Here is a 14,703-nt window from a genome sequence, read left to right on the forward strand (position 1 = left end):
AATTAGCCGCGGATACCGAACGGCTGCGTGAAGCGAACGTCGCCTTCGACCATGTCGCGCATGTCGGTCAGACCGTTGCGGAACTGCAGGGTGCGCTCCAGGCCCATGCCGAACGCGAAGCCCGAGTACACCTCCGGGTCAATGCCGGAGGCCCGCAGCACGTTCGGGTTCACCATGCCGCAGCCGCCCCACTCGATCCAGCCAGCGCCGCCTTTCTTATTCGGGAACCAGACGTCAACCTCAGCGGACGGCTCCGTGAACGGGAAGTAGTTAGTGCGCATGCGGGTTTTGGTCTCCGGACCGAACAGGGCCTTAGCCATGTGATCCAACGTTCCGCGCAGGTGGCCCATGGTCAGACCCTTGTCCACAGCGAGCCCCTCGACCTGGTGGAAGACCGGGGTGTGGGTGGCATCGAGCTCATCGGTACGGAAGGTACGCCCCGGGCAGATAACGTAAATTGGCAGGTCACGCGACTGCAGAGTACGAACCTGAACCGGAGAGGTGTGCGTACGCAGCACCTGCTTGGATCCTTCCGGCGCAATGTGGAAAGTATCCTGCAGGGTACGAGCCGGGTGATCCGGCAGGAAGTTCAGCGCGTCAAAGTTGAAGTACTCGGCTTCGACCTCCGGGCCCTCGGCAACTTCCCAACCCATGCCCACGAAGATGTCACCGATCTGCTCGGACAGGATAGTAATTGGGTGCATACCACCACGCTGGCCTCGCGTGGTGTCCACCGACACGTCGATACGCTCCGCGACCAGACGGCGCGCGTTTTCCTCTTCCTCCAGCACTGCAAGACGCTCTGCATAGTGCTTCTCGACGGCTCCGCGAACAACATTCACGCGACGACCAGCATCCTTGCGCTCAGCCTTCGGAATGGAGCCCAACGCGCGGCGAGCCTGCGGAATGTAACCTTCATCCCCCAAGTGCTCACGACGGGCGGCAGAAAGCTCATCCAGGTTGCCGGCAGTGTCAAAGGCATCCGTGGCCTTCTGCGCAGCCGCCTGGAGGGCGTCCTCGGAAAGATCGATAGGATTTGGCGAATCGCTCACGTGTCAACCACTTCTATATAGGACTATCAGTTCTTGTGATGGAACAATCATAGTCGAGGATAACTGCACACGTGCACGCACCTCACCATCGAGGTTTCCTAGTTACCCCGAACTGTCTCCCACAGGCACATAGCCGCTGCGGTGGCGAGGTTCAACGACTCCGCCTCGCCCTTAATCGGGATGGCCACACTCGCCCCCGCCGAGGCCGTAATCTCCTCCGACAGGCCATGTGCCTCGTTACCGAAAAGCCAGGCGACGGGACCGTCGGGAAGCGCATCAACACCGAGCGTGAGAGCGCCATCCATCGCCGTAGCGAGGGTGGTAAAGCCCGCTTCCCTGACTCTCTCCACAACGACATCGATATCGCGCTCGCGTGCGACCGGTGTATGAAACACAGACCCCGCAGAGGAACGCACGGCCTTCGAGTTCAAAGGGTCAACCGAATCGCCAGCAAGGATCACCGCACCAGCACCGAGGGCATCAGTCATGCGCACAATCGTGCCCACATTGCCCGGGTCATTGCACTCCACCGGAATCACCAGACAACCGGACTGCTTTCCAACCTCAATGGCCTCCTCCAACGAAGTGGACACCGCACCTGTGTCGCAGACGGCGAAAAGCCCGGTAGTGGTGACGGTTTCGCTTAATGAGCGGGCGGCGGAGTCGTCGATAAGCGAAACAGACTTGCGCTGCGTCCCAGATTCGAGATACCCAGTGAGCAGCTCGCAGAACTGCTCGGCGGCGGGTGCCGTGACGAAGATTTCCACGACAGCCTCTGCGCGGATAGCCGCATCGACGGAATTGAAGCCCTCGACGAGGAAGCGCCCGGCCTTCTTCCGCTTGGCCGCACGGTGGAGCTGAATAGCCGCCGAGACACGCGGAGTGCGAGGAGTAAACGGCTCGTCGTTGAAGTACAGCGCAGAGTTCATAGTGATTAATCCTAGTGATGCGGCTCGGGATTCATAACTGCCAGCGCGGATACGAAAAACCACCGCCGAGGTTATTCGTTAACCCAATCGACGGTGGTTTTTCAAAGATGTTGGCAAGACCGCACTGCCAGTCGCAGACGCTTGCCGACGCTACGTACGAGTTACCTCGTAGCTGCTTTACTTAGCAGCAGGAGCGTTGACGTCCTCCGGCAGAGCGTCCTTAGCGACCTTGACCAGAGCAGCGAATGCCTGCGGGTCGTTGACAGCCAGCTCAGCCAGGTTCTTACGGTCAACCTCAACGCCAGCCAGGTTCAGGCCCTGGACGAAGCGGTTGTAGGTGATGTCGTTAGCGCGGGCAGCAGCGTTGATGCGCTGAATCCACAGACGACGGAACTGACCCTTACGGTGGCGGCGATCGCGGAACTCGTAAGTCTTGGAGTGGAGCATCTGCTCCTTGGCCTTGCGGTACAGGCGAGAGCGCTGACCACGGTAGCCCTTTGCGGAATCGAGAACTTCGCGACGCTTCTTCTTAGCGTTAACAGACCGCTTCACACGTGCCACGGTGATACTTCCTTTTCGTTGTCTTTAAGAACTAGTGAAATTAAGAGGGCGATTGCCCTGGGACGAGACTTGAAAAATTAAGCCTTGCCCAGCAGACGCTTGACGCGCTTGACGTCCGACTTAGCAACGTCCGTAGTGCCCTTCAGGCGACGGGTACGAGTGGACGGCTTGCCCTCCAGGAGGTGGCGGCGGTTAGCCTGCTCGCGGCGCAGCTTGCCGGAACCGGTAACCTTGATGCGCTTTGCGGTGCCCTTGTGGGTCTTCTGCTTCATGTTAAAACTCTCCCCTACCGATCTTTGACGCTCGTGGCGCAAAAATCTCGTTTACAACCATTTCTGGTCAGGTCGGTTACTTCTTACCCTTATTCCGAACCGGCCCCAGGACCATAGTCATGTTGCGACCGTCCTGCTTCGGGCGAGACTCGACGGTGCCGTACTCTTCGACATCGGCGGCCAGACGCTCCAACAGGCGGAATCCCAGTTCTGGACGAGACTGTTCACGGCCACGGAACATAATCGTGACCTTGACCTTCGAACCCTTCTCCAAGAAACGAACAACGTTGTTCTTCTTGGTTTCGTAGTCGTGGTCATCAATCTTCGGACGGAACTTCTGCTCCTTGACCACAGTCTGCTGCTGGTTCTTTCGAGCCTCGCGTGCCTTCTGGGCTTGTTCGTACTTGAACTTGCCGTAGTCCATAATCTTGGCGACCGGCGGCTTTGCTCGCGGAGCAACCTCAACCAGGTCAAGGTCTGCTTCGTAAGCGAGCTTGAGTGCGTCACCGGTGCGGACAACGCCCACCTGCTCACCATTCGGTCCTACAAGGCGGACTTCCGGTACTCGAATATCCTCGTTAATACGAGCTTCAGCGCTGATGTGGCCTCCTAGGTTGAACCTGAACAATCTTCGTTTCAAACCGCGATAGCAAGCGGGAAAGGAAGAAAAGCCACGCGTCTACAGCGGATTACTACACACTGTATAAGGACGCCTTCCAATCGTGCGATGTGACATCACCGATTAGGGTGGACCCCGGCGCTACCGTAATTCTTTGGCGCACCTAGGGTGGGACTTAAATCCTCTTCGCTGCCGAATGCAACTAAATGCTCCCCGAAGGCAGCAAGAAGCGTCACATTCTGGCGGTCGTAGACGAGATGTTAACACAAGCGTTCTCGCATACCAAAACCGACTCTTACACCAGGTTATTCACCATCAGCTCCCCCGGCGCACTGCCGAGTGTTAAAAAGCGCAATCAGAATTGTAACCAGATTGGTAGATTCTCTCCATAGTTTTTAGGCCAAACACGATTAAAGTCGTCACCATGAATACTGGCTCCAACGGCTTTGGCCCTAAAGCCGAGAACACCAATCCTAATCAGCATTCCGCCCGATACGACAAGCCTCCGGCCGGCGATTTTGTCCTGACCGGCGACTCCGTCTCAGAGCTTTCCCATGCTCTGGCAGATTTGGAGGCCAGCTCGCTTCGGCTGGCTCAGCTCACCCGTACTTGGCAGGTGCGCCTTTCCCAGACAAGCGAGCAGGCGCCTCCTCCCCGCTGGGAACCGCAGGCTGAGCAGGCACCGGCCGTACCGCAGTATCCCCAGCAGCCTCAGCAGATGCAGGTGCCACCACCGCCAACCCAAGCGGACTGGCGGAATCAACCAGCTCCCCTGCCACAGAGCGACGCAACTGCGCAGCCGATGTTTGGCTTCCCCTCTGCCCACCAATGGCGGCGGGATTCAAAGCCGCCGCAATCTCCTCCCTCACCACGGTCTTCTCCCACAGACCCCACCCCGCCGCCGAAGCTGCCAGAGGCACCGAGCGAACCGCGCGAACCTCGCGAGCCCTGGTGGCGCAACGAGAAGGCAATCATCAGAATCATTGCCATCTTCGGTGGTCTCATTACCGCTGCCGGTATCGCGTTTTTCGTCGCGGTCGCAATCCAATCCGGCTTGATTGGACCGGCCGGTCGTGTGGTCCTGGCTTACTTGTTGGCCGCCGTGCTCGCGGTCGCGGCTGTGCGAGCGCACCGTCGTCAAGCACCGCCTGCTGGCGTGACGGCGTTGATTGCGACATCACTAGCCGCCGCCCACCTGACGACGATGTCGATGTCCTACCTCCTCGACTGGATTCCGGTGGCGGCGACGCTGGTCATCATGTTGCCTTTCGCCGCCGTCGGCCTATACGGCGCACGGTGGACAAAGTCGAGCGCAACCGCGGCGTGGACAATCACAATCAACACCGGTTTAATGCTGTGGGCGTTAATCGGCCTTGACTTCCACGCCCAACCGCTGAGCTCCTCACTCGCGCAAATCACCCTTCAACTGATGATTATCGCCGCTATCTCTTGCTTCTTGAACATCCCCTTCCAGAAGTACGTAGTCGCATTCCTGCTCGGCGCAAACGTTCTCATCGGCGTGATCACTACCAACAATGCACTGGTGATGCCTGCAATCGCCGCACTCACCATTGCTCTCTTCGTGTTCGCCCAGTTCGGTCCACTGGCGTTGGCGCACCAATTCACGCCCAAGCTTGACGACGAGCCTTCGGAAACCACCACTTTGGAAGACGATCTGTTCACCGTCACGTCAATAGTTGCCTTCTCGACTCCGGTTGTAGCTGCAGTCCCAACGGTCAACGCAACACAGTCCACATCCAGCCTCTGGTTGCTGTTCTACGGCGGGTTCGTGCTGTTCATTGGGATTGCTGCAGTGTTCCTCTGGAATCGTGACATCTTCCGCTATCTCGCCCCAATGGCCTTGGCCACAGCAGTTCTTCCCTGGCTCGCGCTCGCGGCGACGGGCCCGGAGGGTGCTGAGGGAGCCGGTACCGGAAATCAGACCTGGGGCCTCATCCCGGTTGCCATCGGTGCCGCACTCTTTGTCTGGGCGCTGGCCACGGCACCGAAGCACGGCGCGATTGGCGCACGACTACAGGCTCCTGAGCCAACTCGGGATGCCGTTGCGCCGTATGCAAAGATTGCTGCGCTTACCTGGCTTCTTTGCGCAACGGTGGCACACCTCTACATCCTGCCCTCGGCTTTGAATGCGGGGGTTGCGACCGACTACCCGGCGAGCTTGACAGAGTCACTTTCACTGCTGTTCCTGCTGTGCGCCGATATCGGTCTGGCAGTGGCGGCAGCGAGGTCGCAGCTGCCGCCAGCGTTTGCGCTGATTGGCCTGGCTGCGCTGGGTATGCCATTTATCGTGCTGCTCACAACTATTGGCGTGAGCTTCAACGCCGCACACATGTTGCTGAGCATTTTCTGGGCCACGATTGCCGGCATGCTGGTGCTGTCGAAGAGGTTCCACCACATTCCGGCACGGCTGGCGGCGGGCTTGACCATTGCGGCGCTGTCTATCGTCAAGCTGATCTTCTACGACATGGCCACACTAGATGGCGTTATCCGCGCCTTGGCATTCCTCGGTTGTGGTCTGATTCTGCTGGCCATGGCGGTTTCCGGGGCGAAGCAAAAGAATGCAGAGGATTCAGCAGCACCGGACCGGGACGGCACCGTCAGCGATTCTGACGCTGCTCGTGCCGATGCCACCACTGCCGGCGCTAGCGGCGCAACAGATGCCGACCCCGCTGCTGACAGACAGGAAGGCGTCACTCGCGCCGACACCGACGGTCCTGGAATTTCCGACGGAAACGAGCCGACTACTTAAGCTACTTAAGCAGCGGCTTCAGGTACTGCCCGGTGTGGGAACCGGAACAGTTCGCGACATCCTCCGGCGTGCCCTCTACAACCACGGTGCCACCGCCGGAGCCGCCTTCCGGCCCCATGTCGATGATCCAATCCGCAGACTTGATGACATCCAAATTGTGCTCAATGACAATGACGGTATTGCCCTTGTCCACCAGCCCCTGCAACACCAACATGAGCTTGCGGATGTCCTCAAAATGCAGACCCGTGGTCGGCTCATCCAAGATGTACACCGTCCGGCCATTGGAGCGCTTCTGCAGCTCGCTGGCCAGCTTCACGCGCTGAGCCTCACCACCCGAGAGCGTGGTTGCCGCCTGCCCGAGACGGACATAGCCCAGGCCGACGTCGACAAGCGTATTGAGGTAACGCGCAATCGACTGAATCGGCTCGAAGAACTCCGCTGCCTCGGAGATGGGCATGTCCAGCACCTCAGCGATGGTCTTGCCCTTGTAGCTGACCTCCAGCGTCTCACGGTTGTAGCGCGCGCCATGGCAGACCTCGCAAGGCACATAGACGTCTGGCAGGAAGTTCATCTCAATTTTGATGGTGCCGTCGCCCTTACACGCCTCACAGCGACCGCCCTTGACGTTGAAGCTGAAGCGACCGGGCTTATAGCCACGGACCTTGGCCTCTTGGGTCTCTGCGAAGAGGTTGCGGATCTTGTCGAACACACCAGTGTATGTCGCTGGGTTGGAACGCGGGGTGCGACCAATCGGTGACTGATCAACCTGCACTAGCTTGTCCAGCTGATCCAGCCCCTCCACGCGGCTGTGACGTCCCGGCACCTGGCGAGCACCGTTGAGCTCGTTGCTCATCACCTTGGCCAGGATTTCGTTGACCAAGGTCGACTTGCCTGAACCGGAAACACCCGTGACACAGGTCAGCACACCGAGAGGGAAGTTCACGTCAATCTTCTTCAGGTTGTTTTCGCGAGCGCCCTTGACCGTCACCATGCGCGACTTATCAATCGCACGACGGTTCTCCGGTACTGCCAACACCCGGCGACCCGAGAGATACGCACCTGTCAGTGATTCCTCGCAGTCAACGATGCCAGACGGCTCCCCCTGGTAGACGATCTGTCCACCGTATTCACCGGCCTTTGGCCCAATGTCCACCAGCCAATCGGCCTCGCGAATCGTGTCCTCATCATGCTCGACCACGATCAGGGTATTGCCCAGGTCGCGCAGGTTTTTCAGAGTTTTGATTAGACGATTGTTATCGCGCTGGTGAAGACCAATCGACGGCTCATCCAGGACATAGAGCACACCGGCGAGCCCCGAGCCGATCTGAGTGGCCAGACGAATTCGCTGCGCTTCACCACCGGACAGCGTGCCCGCCGAACGAGACAGGGACAGATAATCCAGGCCCACATCCAGCAGGAACTTCAGACGAGCCTGCACCTCACGCAGAACACGCCCGGCAATCATTTCCTCGCGCTTGCCCAAAGTCAGCGAGTTCAGGAATGCCGAGCCATCGTGAACCGATAGCTCTGTCAGCTCGGCAATATTCTTCTGCCCGAACTCCGCCGAATCCAACGTCACCGAAAGAATCTCCGGACGTAGACGAGTACCGCTACATGCCGGGCACGGCACCTCACGCATATACCCCTGGAAGCGATCCTTCTGCGACTCACTCTCCGCCTGTGACAGCTTGCGGTGCAGGTACGGCATCACGCCTTCAAACGGCGCGGTGTACTGGCGAGTACGGCCGTACCGATTGCGGTACCGCACCGTGACCTTGTGGCTGGAACCATGTAGCAAGGCCTTGCGCTGCGGCGCTGTAAGTTCCTCAAAAGGCGTGGTCGGGTCGAAGCCCATCTCGGTGGCGAGCCCCTCGACCAGTTTTTCAAAGTACTTCTTGTTCAGCGTCTGCCGCCACGGAGCAATCGCCTCAATCGTCGGCAGCGACGGATCTGGAATGACCAGGTCCGTGTCCACCTCCAGCTTGGTGCCGATGCCGTCACACTCCGGGCACGCACCATAAGGCGAGTTAAAGGAAAACGACCGCGGTTCCAACTCATCGATAGCAATGCGGTGCCCATTCGGGCAGGCCATCTTCTCCGAGAACCGCTGGGTTCGACGCGGGTCGTCCGCCTCTAGCCCGACGGCGTCGATGACCACGACGCCGTCGGCAAGCAGAAGCGCCGTTTCGACGGAATCGGTGAGCCTGCGCTGCTGCGACTCCTTCACCTGGAGACGGTCAATGACCACGTCAATGTCATGCTTGACCTGCTTCTTCAGCTTCGGCGGGTCAGTCAGGCGATGCATTTCACCGTCGACAATGACACGCGCGTAGCCCTCAGATGCGAGGCGTTCAAACAGGTCGACGAACTCGCCCTTGCGCGTACGCACGACGGGTGCGAGGACCTGGAACTTGGTGCCCTCCGGCATCTCCATGACCTGATCGACAATCTGCTGTGGAGTTTGTGAGGAGATTACTTCCCCACAGGTCGGACAGTGCGGAGTACCGGTGCGCGCGTAAAGCAGACGCAGGTAGTCATACACTTCAGTGATGGTTCCGACGGTCGAGCGCGGGTTGCGGTTCGTCGACTTCTGGTCGATCGACACCGCCGGCGAGAGCCCCTCAATCATCTCTACATCGGGCTTTTCCATCTGCCCCAGGAACATGCGCGCATAGGAGCTCAGCGACTCCACGTAGCGGCGCTGGCCCTCGGCGAAAATTGTGTCAAATGCCAGTGACGATTTACCCGACCCCGACAGACCGGTGAAAACCACCATCTTGTCTCTGGGCAAATCGATGTCAACACCCTGCAGGTTATGCTCGCGGGCGCCTCTGACCACTAGACGTTCAGCCACAGTGGGAAACCTCAATTCGTCGACGATTCACTGCCGACTAGTCTACAGCCCATAGCCAATTTTTCGCACATGTGTTCAGAAGCTCGTCGTTAAGCGGCGTTCCTAGCGCGCCGACAGGCACCTCATTATCCTGGGGCGCATGAAAGACGACATTACAATCAGCCCCTACTCCAACTCTCCGAGCACACGCGGCGTTGAGCGCATTGACTACGGCAATGTCACTATTTATAAGACCTCCGTCGGGCCGATGGACAACAACGTCTACCTTTTAGTCGACTCCCGCGAGCCCGACAATTCTCTACTTATCGACGCCGCCACCGACGCCGAGCACCTAATCCGCCTGGTTGAGCACGTCGGCGCGCAGGTGCGCACGATTGTCACCACGCACTCCCACGGCGATCACGTCCAGGCGCTCGGCGAGCTCCTGCAGGCATTCCCGGCCCGCCACATCACCTCCAGCCTCGACGCTGCCGACATTCCCAAGCCCGCCGACCAGCAGCTCGACGGCGGCGAAACCATCACGTTCGGCCAGGGCATCACGCTGCCCACGTTCATCCTGCGCGGACACACCAAGGGCGGCCTCTGCCTCGACTTGTCCGCCAAGGCAGCCGGCGCGCTTTCCGACGACACCCCGCCACACCACCTCTTCGTCGGTGACAGCATCTTCCCAGGCGGTGTCGGCAAAACGTACTCCCCCGAGGATTTTTCGCAGCTTATCGACGATGTCGAGAGCCGTGTCTTCCACGTCTACCCCGCCGACTCGGTGATTCACCCCGGCCACGGCAAAGACACCACAGTTGGTGTCGAGAGCCCCGAGGTGGAGAGCTGGCGCCAGCGTGGTTGGTAGCGCTGGATGAGCATGGTTGGTAGCGCTGGATGCAGTCGCAGCTTCTTAAAAACTCGTCATTCCCGCGACATAAATAGGCCGAGCTGCGTAGGATTAATAGTGAATTACAGCGACCAGATGGCCAAAAACACGGTTTCACCTGGACGACAAAGGAGATGGAATTTAGATGATTCGCAAGTTTGCCCGACCAATGCTGGCCTCGGTTTTCGTTGCCGACGGTGTCGACACGCTGATGAACCAGAAGGATCATGAAGAGGGCGCACGCGACCTGATTGCCCGCGTCCGCTCCGTAACCCCGAACCAGTACAACAAGTACGTGCCGCGCAGTGAGAAGACGGTCATCCAGGCGATTGCCGGCACCAAGGTTGCCGCTGGCTCCCTCTACGCCCTGGGCAAGGCTCCGCGCCTGTCCGCCACCGCTCTGGTCGCTGCACAAGTTCCGACGATGCTGGCTCGCCACGCATTCTGGGAGACCCAGGACTCGAAGGAGAAGGCAGCTCGCCGCACTGGTTTCCTGACCGACATCGGTTTGCTGGGTGGCCTCTTCCTGGCTACTGCTGACACCGACGGCAAGCCGGGTGTCGCTTGGCGCGCTGAGAAGGCCGGCAAGCAGCTGAACAAGAAGGTTCAGGCTGCCCTGCCGACCAAGTCTGAAACCGAGCAGCGCACTGAGGAAATCAGCGCAGCCTTCGCTTCCGCCGGCGAGAACGTCCGCGAAAAGGCCGGCCTGCTCCGCGACCGCGCTTCTGAGGCCACCGATGGGGCTCGTGAATACGTCGAGGAGAACAAGGACGGCTGGCGCGAGCAGCTCACCGGCGCCTTCGACACCGCTAAGAGCTACGTCGAGGACAACAAGGACGACTGGATTTCCAAGGCTACCGAGCTCGCTGAGGACGCTCGCGACTACGCCGAGGACCTGGGCAAGGACCTCAAGAAGGACACCCGCAAGCAGCGCAAGGAACTGCGCAAGCGCGCAGCCAAGGCTTCCAAGGAGGCCAAGAAGTCTGCAAAGAAGGCGCAGAAGCGCCTGCAGTAAGTTTGCTGCCGCAGTTAAAGCGGTATACTTAAACGCTCCCCACGCCACTACGCGTGCGGGGGCGTTTTCATATTTCTATATTCATTCAGCACATCAATTAGCACTAATTTTACGATTCGTTGAGGAGACCAGGTTGGCGTCGCGCGCATCCGAGCCCGGGCAGGACCAGACAGGCCGCATTGGCCGCACTGGCCAGGCAGGTCTGCCGGACCAAGCAAGTTCAGCACCACAACGAGAAGAAGAAAAGATCCTCGCTGCAGAACAGGCCTACGTCGATCGCGCGTTCAGCTTCCTCGACCGGGCACGCGAGCGCGACCAAGGGTACCTGCGCCAGGTCATGCTCATCGATGATCCAGGCCCGCAAGCCCGCGTTGAACGCGAGGTGGAATACCACCGACTACAGGCTAATCTGGACCGCTACCGCTCAGTCGAGATTGGCCTGGTCTTTGGTCGAATCGATATCGATGACACAGACCCCGACAATCCTTTGGCAGCGGAAGGGCCGGGGGCGACCGTCGATAAGCGATACATCGGGCGAATCGGCCTGTCCGATGAAGACGACGACTACCGCACGGTCATCATGGATTGGCGTGCCGATGGTGCGCGCCCGTTTTACCTGGCCACGACCGCGAATCCCGAGGGCGTCAGTCTGCGTCGACACCTGCGCACGCACGGCCGGAAGGTCCGCAGCATTGACGACGAACGGCTCTCCGGCGAAGAAGCCGACAGCGCACACGAGACCGAAGTGGAGGCTGGCGTCGGTGGCGAATCGGTGCTGCGCGAGGTCATGAATCAAGCGCGCACCGGCCATATGCGCGGCATTGTGGAGACCATTCAGCGCGAGCAGGACCTCATCATCCGCGACTCCACCCGCGGCACCCTGGTCGTCCAGGGCGGTCCCGGCACGGGCAAGACGGCGGTGGCGCTGCATCGCGTCGCGTGGCTTCTCTACACCTACCGCGATCAGCTGGCGAAAACCGGTGTCCTCATCATCGGCCCGAACACAACCTTCCTCGACTACATCTCGCGCGTGCTGCCGAGCCTCGGCGAAACGGGCGTGGTGCTGACCACCATCGCCGATCTCTACCCCGGCGTGCGCGCTTCCGACGCGCTTATCGACGGACACAACCCCGAACCCCTGGTTGCGCAGGAAGTTAAGGGCTCGATTGAGATGCTCACTATCCTGCGCGAAGCCGTGCGGGCCTACCAGGAGCTGCCCGCGGAACCGCTTGAGGTCCGGAACGACAACATCACCCTGGCCATCACGCCAGAGATGGTGAAAGCCGCGCGGACGCGTGCGCGGAGGACTCGTAAACCCCACAATCTGGCCCGGCCGATTTTCCGAAATCACGTGGTGGAACTGCTGGCCGCACAGATGGCCGAGTTCATTGGCGCCGACCCGCTGGGCGGCGAGAACCTGCTGTCCGTGACCGACGTTGCCGACCTGCGCGACGAAATCGACGAATCCGGAGCAGTCGCCGACATCCTCGATGAGCTGTGGCCCACACTCACGCCCGAGCAGGTGCTGTCGGAACTGTTGAGCTCCCGCGAGGCCATCGACTACGCAGCCCGCGATTACGACGAGCTGACTCGCGAGGCTCTCTACCGGCCGGAAGGCACCGACTGGATGCCTTCCGACGCCCCGCTTCTCGACGAGCTGGCGGAGCTGCTTGGCCCGATCGGCGAGGCGGAGGCCGATGAAGAGGATTGGCAGGCTCGCGTCGAGGAGGCACAGGGCGCGTTGGATACCCTGTCCAGTTCTGCGTCTCAGGATCTTGACGACGGCTTCGAGGCCGAGATCTTGTCAGCGTATGACGTCATCGATGCCGAGGCACTGGCCGAACGCCACCGTGAGCGCGACCTGCGATCCACCGCCGAACGAGCAGCGGCGGATCGCCTGTGGGCCTACGGCCATGTCATCGTCGACGAGGCTCAGGAGCTCTCCGCAATGGCCTGGCGAATGCTGCGCCGCCGCAGCCCCAATGGTTGGATGACCCTCGTCGGTGATGTGGCTCAGACGGGCTCCCCCGCAGGTGCCGCGACCTGGGACGATGTGCTGGAACCCATCATCGGCTCGAGGTGGCATCTCCACGAGCTGACCGTCAACTACCGCACCCCAGCTGAGGTGATGGAGGTTGCCGCCAGCGTCCTGGCTGAGATTGATCCGGAGCTGGAGGCACCAGAGTCGATCCGCGCCACCGGCCGCAAGCCTGTCCAGGCTCGCACCGTGACGGAGGCTCTGACGCATGTGGAGCAGGTGGCGCAGCCGGAACGCCTGGTCGCGGTCATCGCCCCGGCCGAGTTGCTTGACGAGACGCGCGCGGAGGTGCGGGAGTTCCTCGGTGGTGGAGATGGTGGCGCTGCTGCTAGTGCCACTGTCGGTGCTGGTGATGCTGGTGGAGCTGGTGATGCTGGCGGTGCTAGTGCCGCCGATGCCGCACCTGCTACTCGCCCCGGCAAGCTCACCAACTGCGCGGTCTACGACATCACGACCTCAAAGGGCCTGGAATTCGACGAGGTCATCGTCGTCGCGCCCGACCAGATCGTGGCGCAATCCCCACAGGGGCTACAGGACCTGTATGTTGCACTGACTCGTGCGACCCAGGGGCTAATTGTTGTGACGCCTCAGCAGTCGGGCGTTTTGCCGGAGCTGCAATGGTTAGAATGACGAGGATAGTGCCGTACCGAATGAGTGAGACATAATGTCCCAAAACTATCTGCCCGAGCTAGCTGAACTTCGCGCACGCCGTCTCATTGCCCAGGGGTTAGCTGCAACTCAAGCACGCAGTGATTGGAATACAAACCTCAACTCGCCTGCATTATCAGCAACGCATGGCATGGTTGCTCTGCAAGGACAGAATTATTCGAACGGTGTTAATGCCATCGCCCTACGCAGCGGCAGCACGACCGACGATGTTTTAGCAGCCATTTCTTCTTTCGACATCGTTCGCTGTTGGTCTCAACGAGGCACCCTGCACTTTGTTTCAGCGCAAGACGCGGGAGCAATTATGAGGTTGACGAATCCGCGCATCGAAAAGGCGGCAGCAAGACGTCGTACGACACTCGGGCTTTCTCAAGATGATGTGCAGACCGCACGGGCAGCATTTCATTCCGAATTGCGCTCACGTGGTCTGTCCGACCCGCTGACTCGGACTGAAGCCTATGAGGTTTTCGCAGATCATGGAATCGACCCGACGGAACAAAGAGGTCCTCACCTACTGCGCACATTCGGCGGCGAAGGTGCTGTCGTCCAAGGGCCACGAAAAGGAGCCGAAGATACCTTCGTACTGCTTGCCGACGTAACGTCCAAAGACGGCCTCTCAGGAAATACCACAGATGACTCCAGCACAGAACACTCAGCTGAATCCACGCTGGCCGATATTACCTGGCGCTATGTTAATTCCCGCGGACCTATCTGTGTAGCTGACTTCGCGTGGTGGCTGGGGCTGACGAAAACTCAAGCGAAAAAGGCCCTTAAGCTTATCGACCACTTAATAGTTCCTTTCTCCCTCGATTCCTCTGCCTCTCCGGACGCGCCAACTGACCCAGAATTCATCGGCGAAAAACTCGCACAAAATGAGTACTTCATGCCGGCATGGCAGCAGAACGTAACTGAGTCCGAGCTTGAAGCCGCGCTTTCACTGACGCTTCGACTGCCCGCTTTTGACGAGTACCTAATGGGCTACGGCAGCCGCACCGAAGTTCTTCCTGAATCCCTTCGCAACCAGGTCTTAACCAGAAACGGAATTAGCTGGCCTTTTGT

At 59.8% G+C, this 14,703-nt stretch carries 11 protein-coding genes; 5 read left to right on the forward strand and 6 right to left on the reverse strand.

The annotated features are described in order from the left end of the window. Positions 1-2: 2 nt before the first annotated feature. The 5 genes from pheS to infC form a co-directional block, all read right to left on the reverse strand. Positions 3-1,052 (reverse strand): phenylalanine--tRNA ligase subunit alpha, encoded by a 1,050-nt coding sequence (gene pheS, locus CORAM0001_RS09760; protein WP_005511739.1) that lies wholly within the window; start codon positions 1,050-1,052, stop codon positions 3-5. 98 nt (positions 1,053-1,150) lie between these two features. Then, the gene (locus CORAM0001_RS09765) at positions 1,151-1,981 is read right to left on the reverse strand and encodes a TrmH family RNA methyltransferase (RefSeq protein ID WP_005511732.1); all 831 of its coding nucleotides are present in this window, start codon (positions 1,979-1,981) and stop codon (positions 1,151-1,153) included. A gap of 177 nt (positions 1,982-2,158) precedes the next feature. Beyond that, positions 2,159-2,542, reverse strand: a complete 384-nt coding sequence (rplT, locus tag CORAM0001_RS09770) for a 50S ribosomal protein L20 (protein WP_005511721.1) — start codon at positions 2,540-2,542, stop codon at positions 2,159-2,161. Positions 2,543-2,619: 77 nt separating this feature from the next. Then, complete coding sequence (rpmI, locus tag CORAM0001_RS09775) at positions 2,620-2,814, reverse strand: 50S ribosomal protein L35 (protein ID WP_005511726.1); 195 nt, start codon at positions 2,812-2,814, stop codon at positions 2,620-2,622. Between the two features lie 76 nt (positions 2,815-2,890). Next, entirely contained in the window at positions 2,891-3,442 is a 552-nt protein-coding gene (gene infC / locus CORAM0001_RS09780) for a translation initiation factor IF-3 (RefSeq protein ID WP_005511730.1), read from the reverse strand. A gap of 415 nt (positions 3,443-3,857) precedes the next feature. On the opposite strand from infC, the gene CORAM0001_RS09785 reads away from it, so the two are divergent. Further along, a complete protein-coding gene (locus CORAM0001_RS09785) occupies positions 3,858-6,203 on the forward strand; it encodes a DUF2339 domain-containing protein (protein ID WP_005511710.1) in 2,346 nt (781 codons plus the stop codon). A 1-nt stretch (position 6,204) separates the two neighbouring features. Here CORAM0001_RS09785 and uvrA read toward each other — a convergent pair whose 3' ends face one another. After that, positions 6,205-9,057, reverse strand: a complete 2,853-nt coding sequence (gene uvrA, locus CORAM0001_RS09790) for an excinuclease ABC subunit UvrA (protein ID WP_005511731.1) — start codon at positions 9,055-9,057, stop codon at positions 6,205-6,207. 139 nt (positions 9,058-9,196) lie between these two features. Here uvrA and CORAM0001_RS09795 point away from each other — a divergent pair, with 139 nt between their 5' ends. The 4 genes from CORAM0001_RS09795 to CORAM0001_RS09810 form a co-directional block, all read left to right on the forward strand. Further along, a complete protein-coding gene (locus CORAM0001_RS09795; protein WP_005511717.1) occupies positions 9,197-9,904 on the forward strand; it encodes an MBL fold metallo-hydrolase in 708 nt (235 codons plus the stop codon). A gap of 166 nt (positions 9,905-10,070) precedes the next feature. Then, positions 10,071-10,940, forward strand: coding sequence for a DoxX family protein (locus CORAM0001_RS09800; RefSeq protein WP_005511729.1), 870 nt, complete (start codon positions 10,071-10,073; stop codon positions 10,938-10,940). 133 nt (positions 10,941-11,073) lie between these two features. Next, entirely contained in the window at positions 11,074-13,608 is a 2,535-nt protein-coding gene (locus CORAM0001_RS09805) for a HelD family protein (protein ID WP_005511728.1), read from the forward strand. 34 nt (positions 13,609-13,642) lie between these two features. After that, on the forward strand, positions 13,643-14,703 hold a 1,061-nt coding region (locus CORAM0001_RS09810; RefSeq protein ID WP_081451129.1), incomplete at its 3' end, for a DNA glycosylase AlkZ-like family protein.

The organism is Corynebacterium amycolatum SK46, assembly GCF_000173655.1.
Classification (GTDB): Bacteria; Actinomycetota; Actinomycetes; order Mycobacteriales; family Mycobacteriaceae; genus Corynebacterium; species Corynebacterium amycolatum_A.